19 protein-coding genes and 1 tRNA gene are annotated in these 15,038 nt (G+C 63.1%); 10 read left to right on the top strand and 10 right to left on the bottom strand.

The genetic code is table 11. The features are described from left to right. Window positions 1-3: 3 nt before the first annotated feature. The 3 genes from JL2886_RS16610 (at window position 4) to JL2886_RS16620 (ending at window position 3,734) form a co-directional block, all read left to right on the top strand. The gene (locus JL2886_RS16610) at window positions 4-1,059 is read left to right on the top strand and encodes a quaternary amine ABC transporter ATP-binding protein (protein ID WP_065273780.1); all 1,056 of its coding nucleotides are present in this window, start codon (window positions 4-6) and stop codon (window positions 1,057-1,059) included. Beyond that, on the top strand, window positions 1,056-3,092 hold the full coding sequence (locus JL2886_RS16615; protein WP_065273014.1) for an ABC transporter permease: 2,037 nt from the start codon (window positions 1,056-1,058) through the stop codon (window positions 3,090-3,092). The genes JL2886_RS16610 and JL2886_RS16615 overlap by 4 nt, the downstream gene beginning before the upstream one ends. Before the next feature lie 120 nt (window positions 3,093-3,212). Further along, window positions 3,213-3,734 (top strand): DUF2478 domain-containing protein, encoded by a 522-nt coding sequence (locus JL2886_RS16620; RefSeq protein ID WP_065273015.1) that lies wholly within the window; start codon window positions 3,213-3,215, stop codon window positions 3,732-3,734. A 291-nt stretch (window positions 3,735-4,025) separates the two neighbouring features. Here the strand turns inward: JL2886_RS16620 and JL2886_RS19525 are convergent. After that, window positions 4,026-4,109 (bottom strand) — tRNA-Tyr (locus JL2886_RS19525). Window positions 4,110-4,229: 120 nt separating this feature from the next. Between JL2886_RS19525 and rlmB the strand changes: the two genes are divergently transcribed. The 4 genes from rlmB (at window position 4,230) to JL2886_RS16640 (ending at window position 6,772) form a co-directional block, all read left to right on the top strand. After that, window positions 4,230-5,021, top strand: a complete 792-nt coding sequence (rlmB, locus tag JL2886_RS16625) for a 23S rRNA (guanosine(2251)-2'-O)-methyltransferase RlmB (RefSeq protein WP_065273016.1) — start codon at window positions 4,230-4,232, stop codon at window positions 5,019-5,021. Window positions 5,022-5,125: 104 nt separating this feature from the next. After that, window positions 5,126-5,377 (top strand): hypothetical protein, encoded by a 252-nt coding sequence (locus JL2886_RS16630; RefSeq protein WP_082996113.1) that lies wholly within the window; start codon window positions 5,126-5,128, stop codon window positions 5,375-5,377. Between the two features lie 161 nt (window positions 5,378-5,538). Further along, window positions 5,539-5,991, top strand: coding sequence for a YHS domain-containing (seleno)protein (locus JL2886_RS16635; protein WP_065273018.1), 453 nt, complete (start codon window positions 5,539-5,541; stop codon window positions 5,989-5,991). Between the two features lie 310 nt (window positions 5,992-6,301). Then, window positions 6,302-6,772 carry a CoA-binding protein gene (locus tag JL2886_RS16640; RefSeq protein ID WP_065273019.1) on the top strand — a complete coding sequence of 157 codons (471 nt, stop codon included), beginning with the start codon at window positions 6,302-6,304 and terminating at the stop codon, window positions 6,770-6,772. A 245-nt stretch (window positions 6,773-7,017) separates the two neighbouring features. Here the strand turns inward: JL2886_RS16640 and JL2886_RS16645 are convergent, their stop codons facing one another. From JL2886_RS16645 to hisA, 4 genes are read right to left on the bottom strand one after another with little or no spacing between them, the layout of a single operon-like run. Continuing rightward, the gene (locus JL2886_RS16645; RefSeq protein ID WP_065273020.1) at window positions 7,018-7,335 is read right to left on the bottom strand and encodes a phosphoribosyl-ATP diphosphatase; all 318 of its coding nucleotides are present in this window, start codon (window positions 7,333-7,335) and stop codon (window positions 7,018-7,020) included. A gap of 15 nt (window positions 7,336-7,350) precedes the next feature. Continuing rightward, window positions 7,351-8,112: an imidazole glycerol phosphate synthase subunit HisF gene (hisF, locus tag JL2886_RS16650; RefSeq protein WP_065273021.1), complete on the bottom strand. Its 762-nt coding sequence runs from the start codon at window positions 8,110-8,112 to the stop codon at window positions 7,351-7,353. 2 nt (window positions 8,113-8,114) lie between these two features. Next, window positions 8,115-8,435, bottom strand: coding sequence for a hypothetical protein (locus JL2886_RS16655; protein ID WP_237028393.1), 321 nt, complete (start codon window positions 8,433-8,435; stop codon window positions 8,115-8,117). Window positions 8,436-8,439: 4 nt separating this feature from the next. After that, window positions 8,440-9,162, bottom strand: coding sequence for a 1-(5-phosphoribosyl)-5-[(5-phosphoribosylamino)methylideneamino]imidazole-4-carboxamide isomerase (gene hisA, locus JL2886_RS16660; protein WP_065273782.1), 723 nt, complete (start codon window positions 9,160-9,162; stop codon window positions 8,440-8,442). A 158-nt stretch (window positions 9,163-9,320) separates the two neighbouring features. Here hisA and JL2886_RS16665 point away from each other — a divergent pair, with 158 nt between their 5' ends. After that, on the top strand, window positions 9,321-9,719 hold the full coding sequence (locus JL2886_RS16665) for a DUF2147 domain-containing protein (RefSeq protein WP_065273022.1): 399 nt from the start codon (window positions 9,321-9,323) through the stop codon (window positions 9,717-9,719). A 48-nt stretch (window positions 9,720-9,767) separates the two neighbouring features. On the opposite strand, the gene JL2886_RS16670 is transcribed toward JL2886_RS16665, so the two are convergent. From JL2886_RS16670 to JL2886_RS16680, 3 genes are all read right to left on the bottom strand, one after another. Beyond that, the gene (locus JL2886_RS16670) at window positions 9,768-10,019 is read right to left on the bottom strand and encodes a WGR domain-containing protein (protein ID WP_065273023.1); all 252 of its coding nucleotides are present in this window, start codon (window positions 10,017-10,019) and stop codon (window positions 9,768-9,770) included. A gap of 159 nt (window positions 10,020-10,178) precedes the next feature. Then, window positions 10,179-11,174, bottom strand: coding sequence for a calcium-binding protein (locus JL2886_RS19290; RefSeq protein ID WP_082996114.1), 996 nt, complete (start codon window positions 11,172-11,174; stop codon window positions 10,179-10,181). 393 nt (window positions 11,175-11,567) lie between these two features. Beyond that, window positions 11,568-12,104: a peroxiredoxin-like family protein gene (locus tag JL2886_RS16680; protein WP_065273024.1), complete on the bottom strand. Its 537-nt coding sequence runs from the start codon at window positions 12,102-12,104 to the stop codon at window positions 11,568-11,570. A gap of 136 nt (window positions 12,105-12,240) precedes the next feature. Between JL2886_RS16680 and JL2886_RS16685 the strand changes: the two genes are divergently transcribed. After that, window positions 12,241-12,969 carry a helix-turn-helix transcriptional regulator gene (locus JL2886_RS16685; protein ID WP_065273784.1) on the top strand — a complete coding sequence of 243 codons (729 nt, stop codon included), beginning with the start codon at window positions 12,241-12,243 and terminating at the stop codon, window positions 12,967-12,969. 24 nt (window positions 12,970-12,993) lie between these two features. Here the strand turns inward: JL2886_RS16685 and hisH are convergent, their stop codons facing one another. Then, window positions 12,994-13,632, bottom strand: a complete 639-nt coding sequence (gene hisH / locus JL2886_RS16690) for an imidazole glycerol phosphate synthase subunit HisH (protein WP_065273025.1) — start codon at window positions 13,630-13,632, stop codon at window positions 12,994-12,996. 55 nt (window positions 13,633-13,687) lie between these two features. Then, window positions 13,688-14,296, bottom strand: a complete 609-nt coding sequence (locus JL2886_RS16695) for a TetR/AcrR family transcriptional regulator (RefSeq protein WP_065273785.1) — start codon at window positions 14,294-14,296, stop codon at window positions 13,688-13,690. 103 nt (window positions 14,297-14,399) lie between these two features. On the opposite strand from JL2886_RS16695, the gene JL2886_RS16700 reads away from it, so the two are divergent. Then, a complete protein-coding gene (locus tag JL2886_RS16700; protein ID WP_116560349.1) occupies window positions 14,400-15,035 on the top strand; it encodes a DUF2306 domain-containing protein in 636 nt (211 codons plus the stop codon). The last annotated feature ends 3 nt before the right edge of the window (window positions 15,036-15,038 follow it).

The raw sequence follows: 15,038 nt of genomic DNA on the forward strand, positions 1-15,038 counted from the left end.
GCCGTGAGTGACACGTCGACACCGGCCATCACCTGCCAGAATGTCTGGCAGGTGTTCGGCGCCCATGCGGACAGTGCTCTGAAACAGGCGCTGTCCGAAACTCAATCTGCCGAAGAGGCTGCCGCGGCGCTGCGCGCCAAGGGGCTGACGCCTGCGGTGCAGGACGCCACATTTGAAGTGAAAGAGGGCGAGTTGTTCGTCATCATGGGGCTCAGCGGGTCGGGAAAATCGACGCTGATCCGCTGTATCTCGCAGCTCTTGCCGGGCACCGGCGGCGATATTCTGATCGACGGCGAAAACATCCGCACCGCCAGCCCGAAACGGCTGATCGAGTTGCGCCGAAACAAGCTGGGCATGGTGTTCCAGCACTTCGGCTTGTTCCCGCATATGAGCGTGGCCGAAAATGTCGCCTATCCGCTGAGGGTGCAGGGGATGCGCAAGAAGGGCCGGCTGGCCAAGGCGCAGCAGGTGATCGAACTGGTCGGCCTTGGCGGGCGCGAAAAGAATTTCCCGCGTGAACTGTCCGGCGGGCAGCGCCAGCGGGTCGGCATCGCGCGATCCCTCGTGGCGGATTGTTCCGTCTGGTTCCTGGATGAGCCGTTTTCGGCGCTGGACCCGCTGATCCGACGTCAGTTGCAGGATGAATTCCTCGACATTCAGGCCAAGCTGAAAACCACCATCGTCTTTATCACCCATGACATCAATGAGGCGCTGAAGCTGGCCGACCGCATCGCCATCATGCGCGATGGCAAGATCGTGCAGATCGGCACGCCTTCGGACATCGTGCTGAACCCGGTGGATGACTATGTGCGTGAATTCTCCAAGGATGTCGCCAAGGGGCAGCACGCTCATGTGGCCTCGGTCATGCAAACTGGCGGGGATCTGTCCCATGGCCCCGACGATCCGGGTTTGCGCCGCGACATGACGCTGGATGCGGCGCTGGCGCGCTGCATGGAGCTGTATGAACCCGTGCCGGTGCGTGACGAAAATGGCGCGCTGCTGGGCGTGGTGAATCCGGCAGATCTGGCGGCGGCCCTGCAGGTGGATCCGGCGGCATGATGACGCTCAGCAAAGGCAGCCGCGCCGCGCTGGTCGCGCTGGTGGTGGGTATTCTGTGTCTGGCGCTGGAAGGCGTCGCGCCCTGGCTTGTCTCTTTTCCCAAAGGCTGGGTGCTGCCCGCGACCGATTGGGTCGGCAGCGTAATGGAGAGCTTCCTTGCCCTGATCAAACCGGCGGCGCGGATGTTCTCTGCGCTGATGGCCTATCCGATGGAGGGTGCAGGCTGGATCTTGAGCGAAACGCCCTGGCCCTTGCTGATCGCGGCCACGGTGGCGCTGGGCTGGCGCCTTGGCGGGCTGGCAATGGCGCTGATGGCGGCCGTGGGGCTCGGCGCGGTGCTGGCCTCGGGCTACTGGCCCGAAAGCATGAACACGCTGGCGCTGGTCTCGGTCTCGGTGCCGCTGGCGCTGCTGGTTGGCGGTGCCATTGGCGTGCTGGCCAATGAATACCCTCGGGTGCGGGCGCCGGTTCAGGCGCTCCTGGACGTGATGCAGACGGTGCCGACCTTTGCCTATCTGACGCCCCTCTTGGTGCTTTTCGGCTTTGGTCCGGTGGTGGGGCTGATCGCCTCGGCCATCTATGCGGCGCCGCCGATGGCCCGCAACGTGATGCTGGGGCTGGAGCGGATCGAACCGGAAATCAAGGAAGCCGCCGTGATGGCTGGTGGCACCCGCATGCAGCAGCTGTTTCAGGTGGAAATCCCCGCCGCTGCCACCCAGATCATGGTGGGCGTCAACCAATGCCTGATGGCGGCCCTGTCGATGGTGATCATCGCTGCCGTCATCGGGGGCTTTGATGATATCGGCTGGGAAGTGCTGCTAACCATGCGCAAGGCACAGTTCGGTGCCAGCCTGCTGGCCGGTTTTGTGATCGTGATCTTTGCCATCCTGATCGACCGGATGAGCGGCACGCTCGCCGATGAAAGGCGCCGCAGCTATGACGGGCGTGTGTCGCTGGCGATCCTCGTGCTCGGCGCAATCGTCAGTCTGGCCTTTTACGGCCAGCTGCAGCATCCGGGCGACTATGCGCTGTTCGACAGTACGGCGGATCGTGTCGACGCGGGCCTGTCGGCCTTTACCAGCGCCAATGCCGAGCTGCTGACCAGCGTCAAGAACGGCGTGATGTTCTATGTGCTGCTGCCGCTGAGGATCGGGCTAGACCAGGCGGTGCTGCCTTTCACCTGGGGCTTTGTCTGGACCACGGGGATGAGCCTTGCGCTCTTTGCTGCAGGCGCCGTTGCAGGATTGTTCTGTGCCTATCGCGGCAAGCTGACGCTGGGTGTGGTGATCCTGATCGCCACGGGCATGCTGGAAACGGGAATTTCGCAGCTTCCCTGGCCCTTTGTGCTGGTCGGGGTAGGGGCTTTGTCCTTTGTTGCAGGCGGCGTGCGTCTGGCGGCGCTGTCTGTGGTTCTGTTGATAACGATCCTGTTGTCTGGCCTGTGGGAACGGGCGCTTCTGTCGCTTTACCTCTCAGGTGCCTCGGTCTTTGCCTGCGCGGTTCTTGGCGGTGCCATCGGCCTTGCTTCGGCAGCCTCGCCCATGGTCTGGCGCGTGGTGCGCCCGATCTGCGATATGCTGCAGACGATCCCGCTGTTTGTCTTCCTGATCCCGGTGCTGATGGTGTTCCAGATTGGCGAGTTCTCGGCCTTCCTCGCCATCATGGCCTATGCCATCGTGCCGATGATCCGCTATACTCGTCATGGTCTGACCGAGACACCCGCCGAGATGATCGAGGCCGCGACCGCTTCGGGCGCGACCCGCTGGCAGATGATGCGCGATGTGCGGGCGCCCTACGCGGCGCCGACCATCCTTCTGGGGCTCAATCAGACCATCCTTTATGCCTTTGCCATGCTGGTGATCGCAGCGCTGATCGGCACCACCGGTCTGGGTCAGTCGATCTACCTCGCGCTGGGGCAGGCGGATGTGGGGCTGGGCATTTCTGCCGGGGCGGCGATGGCGATTCTGGCGCTGATCGCGGATCGCATCGTGCAAGGCTTTGCCGAGGAGCGCCGCCACGCGCTGGGTCTCTAAGCCACCTCTTCTGCCGCGCTGCCCTTCTGGTGGCGCGGCAAATGCCCCTCTGGTCCGCTCCCTGAAACCGCGCTAGGATCTGTTTCGCTGAACAGAACCACAACCAAGTGAGGTCTCCCGATGAGCCTGGCCTATGTCATGACCACTGAACGCGGCGCCACCGACCGGCTGCTGACCGCGCTGGCCGAGCGTTTGCAGACGCGCGGGCTGCGTCTGGCGGGAATCGTCCAGACCAATACCGAATGCTATGATGACAAGCTCTGCGACATGGATGTGCGGGTGCTGCCGGGGGATGAGGTGATCCGCATTTCCCAGTCTCTGGGGCCAGAGGCCCGCGGCTGCCGCTTGAACCCCGGTGCGCTGGAGCAGGCGGTAGGGCAGGTCACCGAGAGCCTTGCTCAGACACCCGCACCGCAGGTGCTGCTGGTCAACAAGTTCGGCAAGCACGAGGCCGATGGCCGCGGCATGCGCCCCGTCATTGGCGAGGCGCTTGCCATGGGTATCCCGGTCGTTTCTGGCGTCAACCGGATGAACGTGGAGGCTTTCAAGGATTTCTCCGGCGGTCTGGCAGAGGCGGCTGACGCCGATCTTGATGCGCTGGAGGCCTGGGTGATGCAGGCGGTCAAAACCCCGGCAGAGTGACGCCTCAGGGCGCGGTCCCCACTGCCGAATATCAGTGGTTTTTGAAGATTGACCCGGTCCTGTGCCGGGTCTTTTTGCATCCTGCCGGGGGCGGGGCCTTTAGGGGAATCTGACCCGAAACCGATGCCCGTTATGGGGGGCAGGGTAAGGGGAATATGAGGCTGGAAACGGGGCAAAACCGGCTGCCAGAGCTGAAGCGATGGGCAGTGCTGTATTGGGAGACCTAGACCCGATACGGGCGGATGCCACCATCGTTCCCGATGAAAATATCAATCATTTCAAGGAGGAAGATGGTGGGCGACCCTGGAATCGAACCAGGCGTGCGTCTCCGCGAGGGAGTTACAGTCCCCTGCCACACCTTGCGGCCTGTCGCCCACTGTCAGGTGAGTGTTGCACCTAACGTGGAGGCGTGATTACTAGCGGCACCAACGGGCGTCAACAGGAAAATACCAAGTTTTCTGCGCTGGCCTGAAATTCCTTTTGTCGGAGAGAGCAATGTCGAAGAAACCCACCAAGAAACCCCAGTGGGTCATCGAAAAGGAACAGGCCAAGAAGGCAGGCGCGAGCGAAACCGTCTGGCTGTTTGGCCTGCACGCGGTGCGCGATGCGCTGATGAACCCGCGCCGGGAGAAACTGCGGCTGATCGTGACGCTGAATGCCCAGAACAAGCTGGAAGAGGCCATCGCGGCTGCCGGGATCGAACCCGAGGTGGTCGATCCGCGCAAGTTCAACGCGCCGCTGGATCCCAATTCGGTGCACCAGGGCGCGGCGCTGGAGGTGAAACCGCTCAACTGGGGCAGTCTTGCGGAAAACTGCATCGGCGCCGAAGTGCCGCGGGTTCTGCTGCTGGACCGGGTGACTGACCCGCATAACGTTGGCGCGATTCTACGTTCGGCCGAGGTGCTGGGCGCCAGCGCCGTGATCGGCACCCGCCATCACTCGGCGCCCGAAACCGGCGCTCTGGCGAAAACCGCCAGCGGCGCGCTGGAACGTCAGCCCTATCTGCGGATGCGCAACCTCTCGGATACCATCACCGAGCTGCAGAATATGGGCTTTCTGGTGCTGGGCCTCGATGGCGAGGCAGAGCAGACCATCGAACAGGCGCTGGAAGGGCGCAAGGATCGCCCGGTGGCGCTGGTGCTCGGCGCCGAGGGGCCGGGGCTGCGGCAAAAGACCAAGGAAACCGTGGATCAGCTGGTGAAAATCGACTTTGCCGGGGGATTCGGATCGCTCAACGTCTCAAATGCTGCGGCAATCGCCCTATATGCTTCCAGAGAAAGATCCTAAGCAGACAGGAGGCAGGCATCGCACATTCCAGCATTTCCGGAGGTAAGATCCTCAGTTGTTGTTACTGCGGCGTTCAATCGGCCTTTGTGCCGGGTGGGCGTGGCATGTCCACGCTGATATGCGGAACCTGCGGGGCGCCGCTTTCGGCGCAAAAGGCCCGGCCACTGGCGCCGGGCAAGGGCGCCAAAACCCCGGCGACGGCTGGGCCCGCGTCGCGGTCCAAGATTTCGCACCAGCCTGCGCCGGTGAAACCCGCCTATAAGCCGAAGAAGAGCAAGCCGCGCAAGAAACGCAAAAGCATGTTTCAAAAAGTGTTGTCTGAGGCCTTTGACGTGATCGAGGATATTTTCGACTGAGTCAGGCTGGTGGGGGGGGTACCCGACGCCTTTCCGAATGAGATCAGACCGGCCCTGTGGCCGCAGACACACGGCGTTCACTTATTCGTAACACGCCTGTTCAGCCTGATACGCATGGGGCAGAATTGGGTCATCTCAAATTGATCCTGTGGAGTCGTCTCTTGTTTCTGCGCCTGTTCGTTCTGGTTGCTGCCGTCCTGTTGTCCGTCCCGCCCCGGGGCGCGCTGGCGGATTCGCCCCTGTTTGCGGCGCGCGAAGGGGTGGCGCTTGGCGGTTATGACACGGTGGCCTTTTTCGACGTCGGAGAGGCCGTGGCGGGGCAGGCACGCTATTCCGTTGTGTGGAAAGGTGTCATCTGGCGTTTCGCGTCTCAAAGCAATCAGATCCGGTTTGAAATGAACCCGCGTGCCTATGCACCGATGTTCGGTGGCTATTGCGCCTCTGCCATGGCGCGGGGCGTGTTGAAGGCCGGGGACCCGCAACTGTGGGTGATCGTGGACGGGCGGCTGTTCCTTTTGAACAATGAGGGGGCGCTGACGCGGTGGCGGGCACAGGCGGCGCAGCTGATCGCCGAAGCCGACGCCCATTGGCCCGCTGCCTTGCACCCCGAGTAAAGGGATCTGCGGCGACATTTGGTGACGTAAGCCCTTCAAAGCCCCTGCAAAACCCTTCCAAACATCGGGCCCCTTTAAAAGCCTGTCCCGAAGCCCCACATATAATTCAGGGCTGCGGAACGGAACATCCGTAGACCTTTTTCACTGTCCCTCGTTCCATACCTCGCGCCCGGGATCCCTTCCGGGCGCTTTTTTCTTCTTGGGGATGCGGATGTGCTCATCGGCCGGTTCGTTATTGCCGTCGGTTTTACGTCGCCCAATGCCGCGAATTTGGCTTTTCCACGCGGCGGCAGCACAGTAGGGTCTGGCCATGACCAGCTATAGCGACGACCTTTTGCGCAAGATTTTGAAACGGACCCGGACCATCGCGGTGGTGGGGGTGTCGATGAATTCTGTGCGCCCCAGCTACTATGTGGCACGCTACCTTGGCCTCAAGGGCTACCGGGTGATTCCGGTCAATCCCGGCCACGCGGGCAAGCGGCTGTTCGGCGCCACCGTGCGCGCCAGCCTGTCAGAGATCGATGAACCGGTGCATATGGTCGATATCTTCCGCCGCTCTGAAGCGGTGCCACCCATTGTGGATGAGGCGCTCGAGCTGTTCCCGGATCTTCAGACCATCTGGATGCAGATCGGCGTCGAGAACGCCGAGGCCGCCGCCAAGGCCGAGGCGCGCGGCGTTGACGTGATTCAGAACCGCTGCCCCAAGATCGAATACCAGCGCCTGTTCGGCGAACTCCGCATGGGCGGGTTTGCCACTGGTATCATTTCGTCGAAACTGTAGCGCGCTGGGGGGCTCCCGCCCGTCGCGCATCACATCAAAGATGTGAAGGCTCCCGTTAGGCCGGGCGCCGCGCTGACGCGCGGCGGCAAAGGATCCGCAGAGAGGCGCTTCGGGGGCAGGTCTGCCCTGAAGCGCCATGGCGAGTGTTATCCGATCTGTTCCGCCTCAAGGGTGAACCGCGCCTTGCGCGGCCGCTGGCGCGGCCCTTGACCCGGATCAGAGCGGGGGGTCTGGAGGAGCAGGGGTTAGCCTTTTGGGCGGGCGGCCTTTTCTGCGATGCCGCTGAGGCCCTGACGTTCGGCCAGAACGGCAAGAACCTCGTCCAGCGCCACATCGCGGGCGGCAAGCATCACCAGGAAATGATAAAGCACATCGGCGCCTTCACTGGCGAGTTTCGCCTTGTCGTCCTTCACCGCTTCGATGATCGCCTCGATGGCTTCCTCGCCGAATTTCTCGGCGCATTTCTCGGGCCCCTTGGACAGGAGTTTTGCGGTCCAGGAGCTGCTAGGGTCCGCGCCCTTGCGGGATTGAATGGTGGTTTCGAGGTCGTGCAGCAGGGTCATGGCGGTGGGCCTTTCTCAGCCGAGGCGCATCGGGATACCGGCGGCGGCCATGTGTTCCTTGGCCTGCTGGATGGTGTATTCGCCGAAGTGGAAGATCGAGGCGGCCAGCACCGCAGAGGCACCGCCTTGGGTGACGCCCTCGACCAGGTGATCCAGCGTGCCGACCCCGCCCGAGGCGATCACCGGCACATCCACCGCATCCGAGATCGCGCGGGTGAGGGGCAGGTTGAAGCCGGATTTGGTGCCGTCGCGATCCATCGAGGTCAACAGGATCTCGCCCGCGCCCTTGGCCACAACGGTCTTTGCGAATTCCACGGCATCAATACCGGTTTCGCGGCGTCCGCCGTGGGTGAAGATTTCCCATTTGCCCGGCGCGACGGTCTTTGCGTCGATCGCCACCACGATACACTGGCTGCCGAATTGCGCGGCGGCCTCGGCCACCACATCGGGGTTGGCAACGGCGGCGGAGTTGAAGGAGACCTTGTCGGCCCCGGCCAGCAGAAGCGCGCGCACGTCTTCCTTGGTGCGCACCCCGCCGCCCACGGTGAGCGGTACGAAGCACTGCTCGGCGGTGCGGCGCACCATGTCGAACATGGTGCCGCGGTTTTCATGGGTGGCGTGGATGTCGAGGAAACAGATCTCGTCAGCGCCCGCCGCATCATAGGCCTTGGCCGCCTCCACGGGATCGCCCGCATCGCGCAGGCCGACGAAGTTCACGCCCTTGACCACGCGGCCATCAGCGACATCGAGACAGGGGATGATGCGGGTTTTCAGCATCTTCAGCTCTTTCTTTTCCGGAGTGCGCCGATCAATGCCAGAATGGCCCAGGAAAGACCAGCGCCCATGACAAAGGGGGCAAAGACAAGTGGCCCCCAGGCCGCGAACAGTCCCAGCGCATAAGCCGTGTCGCTGATATCGCGGCCAAGGAGGAGGCAGGGCGCGGCAAAGCCTTCGTTGATGGAGCAACCAAGGACCGTGCTGAGGAACAAGACCGCGCCGAAGGCCAGTGCCCAGAGCAGGATGGGGCCAAGGGTCAGCAGCGCAAGGATGCGATGCGCATTGCGTTCGATGGCTGGTCCCTGTCCCGGCTCCTGCGCCATGGGATCAGCCTTTCAGGATGGCCAGCGCCTCAGCGAGGTCGATGGCGCCGTCATAAAGCGCGCGGCCCGAGATGGCGCCATTGAGCGGTGCACCGCAGGATTTCAGCGCTCGAAGGTCCTCAAGCGAGGAGACCCCGCCGGAGGCGATCACCGGGATCGAGACCGCATTGGCCAGATCGGCAGTGGCCTGCACGTTGGGGCCCTTCATCGCGCCATCGCGCATGATGTCGGTGTAGATGATGGCGGCAACGCCTGCGTCCTCGAAGGATCGTGCAAGATCGGTGACCATCACGTCGGTTTCCTCGGCCCAGCCTTTGGTTGCGACCTTGCCGTTGCGGGCATCGATGCCGACGGCGACCTTGCCGGGGAATTCGCGCGCTGCGTCGCGCACCAGAACGGGGTTTTCCACCGCTACAGTGCCAAGGATCACCCGGGCCAGCCCCTTGTCGATCCAGTTTTCGATGGTTTTCATGTCGCGGATGCCGCCGCCCAGCTGTGCGGGCACCTTGCATTGCTTGAGGATTTCCTCGACCGGGGCGGCGTTCACCGGCTCACCTGCAAAGGCACCGTTCAGATCGACGAGGTGCAGCCATTCGCAGCCCTTTTCGACGAACTCCAGCGCCTGGGCGGCGGGGTTGTCGTTGAACACGGTGGTCTTGTCCATGTCGCCATGCAGAAGGCGCACGGCCTGGCCGTCCTTGAGGTCGATGGCGGGATAAAGGATCATGTCGCTGGCCTTTGTCATCAATGGGCGCCGCCGGGCTGGCGGCAGGGTTTTGCCGGTTCTATGGCACGGTCGGCGCCGGGATTGCAACGCGACCCAAAGTCAAGCTTGCCTGAAAACCACATGCCGCGCCAAGGTGGGGCAAACAGGGAGGTTTTGAGATGAAGACAGTCACATTGGGTCTGGCGCTGGCGATGTCGCTGGCCACCGGCGCGCTGGCCGATCAGGTTGCTGGCAAATGGAAGACCGAGGAGGGCGATGAAGGCGGTTATTTGCACGTGGATATTGCGCCCTGCGGCGCCAGCATTTGCGGCACCATCGCCACCGCCTATGACGCAAATGGCGGCGTGTCGGCGGATTATGAGCATCTGGGCAAGAAGCTGATCTGGGATATGAAGGCCGATGGTGGCGGCAGCTATTCCGGGGGTAAGATCTGGGCGCCCGATGCGGACAAGACCTACAAGTCCAAGATGTCGCTGGACGGCAACCGCCTGACCGTCAAGGGGTGCGTCGCAGGCGGGCTGATCTGCCGGGGACAGACCTGGAAACGGGTCAACTGAGAAACGGGTGAAGTGATCTCCCGCCGCATGGACGCGCCGGGACGTGGATCATAGCAGCCCAAGCTGAACCGGGATCGGCACAAAACCACGGCGGACCTGCCGGTCCCGCACCGTTTCGAACAGATGCATCGCCTCGGCGTGCTGGTTGAAATAGGCACGCCGTTCCTGACCTCCGGGGGCGGCGATCGGACCTAGGGCCTGCTCGACGCACCAGTCGCCAAACAGGGTCTGGCTCAGCCGCAGCACGCAATAGCGGTGGCGGCCGTCGATATGGTCGAATTTTTCCAGTCTGATCTGCAAAGGGGCGGGGCCTGAACGGGTTTCACACCGGTTCCATATGCCGCGAAGCGGGCGCACTGTCCATCGCCGTGCCGTCACAATTGCCGTATGTTTGATTGCTGTGTGGCATCGGCTGGGGCCAGCCCCCGTAATGGGGAGCTGGCGGAGAGGTAGGGGTGATCAGAAGAGGAAATCATCCGCCGTGAGGTCATCCAGGCTGACGCCGTTCAGGATGATGACGTTCTGCCCATCATCGCCCATGTCGTAGATCACGCGGCTGCCCGTGTCGGTCGCGGCATCGACAAAGGCGTCGAGGCTGGTCGCCTCATCCGTGAGAGCAGAGAGGTCCAGCACGTCCTCACCAATGGTGAAGTCCCGGACCACGTCGCGGCCAAAGTTGCCTTTGAAGATAAAGGTATCCTCGCCGCTGCCACCGGTCAGCTTGTCGCGGCCGCCGCCGCCGTTCAGCACGTCGTTATGCGCACCGCCTTTCAGCTTGTCCGCGTGGGCGCCGCCCAGCAGAGTATCCTCGCCTTTGCCGCCTTTCAGAACGTCACGGCCAAGACCGCCTTTCAGCTTGTCGTCCTGCGCACCGCCGAGCAGCGTGTCACGGCCCTTGGCGCCGATCAGAACGTCCTCGCCGCGATTGCCCTGCAGACGGTCATTGCCAAGGCCGCCTTTCAGACGGTCATCATTGCCGAAGCCGCTGAAGCTGTCATCACCAGCGGAGCCGAAGAAGCGGATGTCCTGCGCTTTCAGCTGATCGATCAGCGGTTCGAAATCCGCGTCCAGCATGCCGTAGATCAGCGCCGCCGAGGCATCGGCGCCGTCGACAGCGGGGGAAAACTCGATGGAATAATCCAGCTGATCCAGCGCGATGTCCTGTGTGCCGTTCTCCGCGTCGGTTGCGGTGGCGCCATAGCCCAGTTCAATTCCGCTGACCGTCCCGCTGAGCGTGTGGGTGCTCATGCTGTAAACAATGTCGTCGCGCAGGATATAGGCCTGTGCATCCGGGGTTGCGGTGTCAGTGATCTGTGCCTCGGCGCCGGCGTAATCGCCGCCCAGGCCGTTGGAGAAGACACCGCGCCCGGCGGATTCGAAATTGGCGCTGAAGTCTTCGATATAGGCGGTGAAGTCGGTAACCTGGCGGTTGCCGGTTGTGATGGTGATCGTCATGGCATCTCCTGTGCCGACCTTCCGCTGATCGCATGACAAGCGTCAGATGGGGCCGGGCGTGACCGTGTTCGCGTTGCAAAATTCAAATGATTTGCTGGGTCGGGGATGCGGCAGAGCTGCTGCATGGTGACTGGGCATTGGGCCACAGAGTCCGGTACCTGGCAGGGCTGTGCTACTCAGCCTGATAAAAATTGTCAAGAAAGGGCGGGTGGAAAACGCGGCGGGGCGTGAGGGGGGGCGCCTGGCGCAAACGCCGGTGCCGGACTGCGGGAGGGCAGCCCGGCGGGAACAACGCGCCAGATTGGAAGCTTCACCCGCGGCGCGTTGATCTCTGGGACCGGTCCGACTGCTCCGTCAGACCGGTCTATCAGGTAGGCCTATCAGGCAGGCCGATCAGACGGCGCCGGTGTATTCGCCGCGCGCCGGATAGTCGTTGGCGATGGCGAAATCGAGGGCTGATACCAGTTCCGAGAAATGCGGACGCACGAAGGGCATGGTCTGAACCGAGCCGTAGTAGAGGGTCTGCTCGGGGGTCACCATGAACAGGCCCGGCTCGGAGAACAGCGCGGGCTCTTCCAGACCGATCGAGGTGGTGCCACGCGAGGTCGAGATGTAGAGGCCCCATTCCTTTGCCACGTCCAGCGGCAGATCATAGGCAAAGCGCAGGGATTTGGCTTCGATCTTGTCGGCCATCGCCTGGGTGCGCTCTTCGCCGTCGGCGCTGATGGCGATGGTGGCAACGCCGCGCTCAGCGAAATCGGCGGTCTTCTTTTCCAGCTCTTTCAGGTAGTTGGCGCAGATCGGGCAGTGCAGGCCCCGGTAAAAACAGATGACGGTGCCGCGTTCGCTGTCTGCCTTGGACAGATCAAAGGTGCCGCCGCCCAGCAGCGGCAGGGACAGGTTCGGGGTTTTCTGGCGGGGGATCAGCATAGCAGGTCTCCGAGTATGAATGTTGCTGCCGCATAAGCGGCCGTGAGTGATGGTGGTGGCCTTGTGCAACGGATCATTGCTTGAAAAATCCGAAAAATCTGACAAAAACACCGGAACTCTGCACGGGAGAGAGATAATGGACAGATTGTCGAGCCTGATGGCCCGGTTTCGCATGACGGTCGAGGTGGCAACGCCGGAGGCGGCAAACCTGCGTGTCTATACCGATCCGGACGGGGCTTTGGCGCGGCTGGTGTTCTTTGCCGGTGGGGCGGTGCCGCAGGCAGAAGACGGACCCAGCCTTGCGCTGCGGGTGGACTGGGCCGGGGAGCATAATCCGCTGGTGGCTGCATTGCCGGTGCGGGTCGAAGTGGCTTTGGCTGACGCGACAGGGCTGTGCGCGGTGCTCGATCTGATGCAGCAGGAGCTGGCCGTGCACCGCTGCGGCGCCGAGAGTATTCTGGCCAGCCTGGGGCAGGCGGCCATGGTGCGGCTGTTGCGGCACCTAATCGAGGTGGGCACGGCGGAGCCGGGCCTGTTGGCGGGGCTTTCTGATGCGCGGCTGGCCCGCGCCATCGTGGCGATGCATGACCATCCGGGCCGGGTCTGGACCACGCAAGATCTAGCGACCGAGGCGGGCCTGTCCCTGTCACGGTTTTCCGAGTTGTTTTCCCAGCAGGTCGGCGAAAGCCCGATGCATTATCTGCGGCGCTGGCGGCTGACACTGGCGCGGCAGGACATGCTGCGCGGTGATCGGGTCGAGGCGGTGGCCCGCCGCTATGCCTATGATTCCCCCGAAGGCTTCACCCGCGCCTTTCGCAAGGCTTATGGCTGCGCTCCGGTGTCTTTACGCAAAAGCGCAGCCTAAGCCGCAGCGGGAGCAGGGGCGGCGTCAGGGCGCCCAGGTCAGGAAATTGCCGATCATGCGCAGGCCGACGTGTTGGCTTTTCTCCGGGTGGAACTGCATGCCCAGCATGGTGCCCTTGCCGATGACGGCGGTAACATCGCCGCCATAGTCCACATGCGCCAGCCGCTCGGCCGGGTCCGCGACGCGGAAATGGTAGGAATGCACGAAGTAGCAGTGATCGCCCGATGAAATACCTGCAAACACCGGGTGGTCGTGGTCGATCACCAGATCGTTCCAGCCCATATGTGGCACCTTCAGGGCGGGATCCTCGGGGGTGATCTTCACCACATCGCCGCCCACCCAGTCCAGACCGGGGGTGTCTTCGTATTCGTGGCCGGTGGTGGCCATCAGCTGCATGCCGACGCAGATTCCAAGGAAAGGACGTCCCTTGTCCTCGACCGCGTGGACCATGGCATCATAGATGCCCTTGTGACCGCGCAGCTCGGCGGCGCAGGCGGGAAAGGCACCATCGCCGGGCAGCACCAGACGGTCTGCCCGGGCCACCACATCGGCGTCGGATGTGACCACAACCTCACCCGCGTCCATTTCGCGCGCCATGCGCTGAAAGGCTTTTTCGGCAGAGTGGAGATTGCCGCTTTCGTAATCGATGATCGCCGTCAGCATGGGGCCTGGTCCTTCCTGTCTTGCGTCTTTGAAGTGGCCGGAAACCGTCCCGGGGTCAAGAGGGCGCTACAGGCTCCAGCCGGTCCAGAAGGGCGATCACCTGCGTCAAAGGGCCGTCGTCGATGGGGGGGGGCGGGTTGCCGAACTCCCCGGCGAGGTAGAGCAGGGTAAACCCGTGGATCAGCGACCAGATCTGGGTTTCCACCACCAGTCGGTCTTGACCGGGCGCCACAAAGGGCGCGGCCACCGCGCGCAAGGTCAGATAGGCGTCGGCCTCTTCCTTGCCACCGCCATGGACCAGACCCGCAAGTCCCTGATCGCCAAAGATCACCGCGAGGATGCCGGGATGATCCAGCCCGAATTGCAGATAGCCCTGGCACAGCGAGTGGACCCGCCCGTGGGGATCCTGCGCGCCGCTGTCGCAGGCGCTTTGCAGGTAGGAGGAAAACAGACGGAAGCCTTCCTCGGCGATGGCTTGTTTCAACCCCGCCAGCCCGTCGAAATGATGCGCGGGCGCCGCGTGCGACACCCCGGCGCGTGCAGCGCATTTGCGCAAAGACAGCGCGCTGAGGCCGCCTTCCTCCAGGAGATCGATGCCTGCCTTGATCAGAGCGGCCTTCAGGTCGCCGTGGTGATGGCGGCTTTTCACGTCTTCTTTTGTCATGCGGCAGGTATCGCCCTTCATCTTGACGGCGTCAAGTTTGCCTGCCAGATGTTAACTTGACAGTGTAAAGTTTGAGTCGCCCAAGGGCGCAAGGAGGGATGAGATGTCGAGTGAAACCCGGGCGATGGGCTATCCCAGATGGGTTATCATGACGGTGTGGGTGTCTGCGGTGCTGATCGCGGTGGGATCTTACCGGTTCCTGATTGCCGATATCGCGCTGGTGATGCCCGCGATGCTGCATCACGCGTTGGAGCGGCCGTTGATGCTCTACCTGCACATCGGCCTTGCGCCGATCTCGCTGGCACTGCTGCCGGTGCAGTTCTCCACGAGGATCCGTCAGCGGCGCCGTGGGCTGCACCGCTGGCTGGGGCGTCTATACGGCGTCGCGATCCTGCTGGCCGGGATCAGCGGTATCTGGCTGGCCTATACAACCGAGGAGGGGCCGGTGGCCGCGGCGGGCCTGGGGGTGTTGTCGCTGCTCTGGCTGTGGGTGACCGGCACGGCGATCTGGCACGTCTGGAACCGCCGGATCGCGCAGCACCGGGTCTGGATGATCCGATCTGCCGCACTGACGCTGGCGGCGGTAACGCTGCGGATCTATCTGCCGATCGGGGTGGCTACCGTGGGGTTTGAGGCCAGCTATCCGATCATCTGCTGGCTGGCCTGGGTGCCCAATCTGCTGCTCGCGGAATGGATCCTGCGCCGGGGCCGTGGCGCGCCGCTGGGCGCCACGGTCTGATTG

This window comes from Phaeobacter gallaeciensis, from assembly GCF_001678945.1.
In the GTDB taxonomy this organism is placed as follows: domain Bacteria; phylum Pseudomonadota; class Alphaproteobacteria; order Rhodobacterales; family Rhodobacteraceae; genus Phycobacter; species Phycobacter gallaeciensis_A.